This is a genomic window from Sulfitobacter sp. HI0129, assembly GCF_001635395.1.
In the GTDB taxonomy this organism is placed as follows: Bacteria; Pseudomonadota; Alphaproteobacteria; order Rhodobacterales; family Rhodobacteraceae; genus Sulfitobacter.
Genome location: NZ_LWGH01000575.1, coordinates 1 through 2,107 on the forward strand (window position 1 = coordinate 1; position 2,107 = coordinate 2,107).

Annotated in this window: 4 protein-coding genes; all 4 read left to right on the top strand. The window is 69.9% G+C overall.

Annotated features, from left to right (window positions below; all coding sequences use genetic code 11):
* The coding region (locus tag A3764_RS15430; RefSeq protein WP_150122211.1) for an FAD-dependent oxidoreductase at positions 1-477 on the top strand (477 nt) is incomplete at its 5' end.
* Positions 467-664 carry a sulfur carrier protein ThiS gene (gene thiS / locus A3764_RS15435; protein WP_067923727.1) on the top strand — a complete coding sequence of 66 codons (198 nt, stop codon included), beginning with the start codon at positions 467-469 and terminating at the stop codon, positions 662-664. The genes A3764_RS15430 and thiS, both read left to right, overlap by 11 nt.
* A gap of 1 nt (position 665) precedes the next feature.
* Positions 666-1,427 (top strand): thiazole synthase, encoded by a 762-nt coding sequence (locus tag A3764_RS15440; RefSeq protein WP_067923724.1) that lies wholly within the window; start codon positions 666-668, stop codon positions 1,425-1,427.
* Positions 1,424-2,029 carry a thiamine phosphate synthase gene (locus A3764_RS15445; RefSeq protein ID WP_201722442.1) on the top strand — a complete coding sequence of 202 codons (606 nt, stop codon included), beginning with the start codon at positions 1,424-1,426 and terminating at the stop codon, positions 2,027-2,029. Before A3764_RS15440 ends, A3764_RS15445 begins: the two co-directional genes overlap by 4 nt.
* The last annotated feature ends 78 nt before the right edge of the window (positions 2,030-2,107 follow it).

A 2,107-nucleotide genomic window follows, 5' to 3' on the forward strand; every position in this document is an offset into this window, starting at 1 on the left:
GCCGCCCCCCGGGGGCGGATCGTCGATTGCACGGGGATGGCCGCGCGGCACGTCCTGCCGGGGCTGCGGGTGGTGCGGGGCGAGATGCTGGAGCTTCGCGCGCCTGATGTCACCCTGACGCTGACAATCCGGCTGCTGCATCCGCGTTTTCCGGTCTATGTCGTGCCGCGCGGCGAGGGCCGCTACATGGTCGGGGCCACCATGGTCGAAAGCGACGATTCCCGCGCCGTCACGGCGCGCGGCATGATGGAACTGCTGTCGGCGGCCTATACCGTCCATCCCGGTTTCGCCGAAGCCGAGGTGATCCGCACCGCCGCCGGATTGCGCCCCGCCTTTCCCGACAACCTGCCCGCCCTGCGGCTCCGCGGCGCGGCGATCCATATCAACGGCCTTTATCGCCACGGCTTTCTGATGGCCCCGGCCCTGGCCACGGACCTCGTGGCGCATCTGGAAAAGGAGATGACCCATGCGCATTGATCTCAACGGCGATCCCTATACGACCCGGTCCCGAACGCTCGCCGCATTGGTGGAGGAAACCGGCGCGGAGGCCGGTGCCGTGGCGACCGCGCTCGACGGTGCGTTCGTGCCGCGCGGGCTGCGGGCGAAAACGGCCCTGCGCGCCGGGGTGCGGGTCGAAATCCTGTCGCCGATGCAGGGGGGCTGAGATGTTCTACGGCACGGAACTCACCAGCCGGCTGATGCTGGGCACCGCGCAATACCCGTCACCCAGTGTGCTGCGCGACGCGATCGCCGCCTCGGGCGCCGAGGTGATCACCGCCTCGCTGCGGCGCGAGGGCAAGGGCGGGGCAGGCTTTCGCGATATCCTGAAAGAGAGCGGTTGCCGCATCCTGCCCAACACCGCCGGGTGCCACAGCGCGCGCGAGGCGATCACCACGGCGCAGATGGCCCGCGAAGTCTTTAACACCACCTGGATCAAGCTGGAGGTCATCGGCCATGCCGATACGCTCCAGCCCGATCCATTCGCGCTGGTGGAGGCGGCGCGGGTCCTTTGCAGCGAGGGGTTCGAGGTCTTTCCCTATACCACCGACGATCTGATCGTCGGGGAACGGCTGGTGGAGGCGGGCTGCCGGGTGCTGATGCCATGGGGCGCGCCCATCGGGTCGGGGCAGGGGCTGCGCAACATCGGGGCCCTGCGCAGCATGCGCACGCATTTTCCGGATATCCCGCTGGTCGTCGACGCGGGTATCGGCAGCCCGTCGCAGGCGGCGCAGGCGATGGAACTGGGCTATGACGCCGTGTTGCTCAATACCGCCGTGGCCCGGGCGCGCGATCCCGTCGCCATGGCGCGCGCCTTCGGGCTGGCGGTCACGGCGGGCCGCACCGCGCAGGAGGCAGGGGTGATGCCGGCGCGCGACATGGGCCGCGCCTCCACCCCCGTCTTCGGGATGGCGGAGTTGTTGGGATGAAGCTGGACCCTTTCTACCTGATCGTGGGGGATGTGGCGCTGCTGCGCCGCCTTCTGCCCTGTGGGGTGCGGCTGGTGCAACTGCGCCTGAAGGACCTGCCCGAGCCGGAGGTGCGCCGCCAGATCGCGCAGGCAAAGGAGATCGCCGCCCGCCACGGCGCACAGCTTGTCGTCAACGATCACTGGCAACTGGCCCGCGATCTGGGCTGCGACGCGGTGCATCTGGGGCAGGAGGATATGGACACGGCCGATCTGAAGGCGCTGCGCCGCGCAGGCATCGCCTATGGGCTTTCCACCCACGACGCGGCGGAGCTTGACCGCGCGCTGGCGCAGGATCCGGCCTATGTGGCGCTCGGCCCGGTCTGGGAGACGNTGTTGAAGAAGATGAAATGGGGGCCGCAGGGGCTGGAGCGTGTGACGGAGTGGAAGCGCCGCGCCGGGCGGGTCCCGCTGGTGGGGATCGGGGGCATCACGCCGGAGCGCTTGCCTGCGCTCTTCGCCGCAGGGGCCGACAGTGCCGCCGTGGTAACCGACATCGCGCAGGCGGCGGACCCGCAAGCGCGCTGCGCCCAATGGATCGCCGCGACGGAGCACAGACGATGAGCCGCTATGCCCGGCAAGAGATCCTGCCCGAGGTGGGACCGCGCGGACAGGCGCGGCTGACCGGGGCGCATGTTCTCG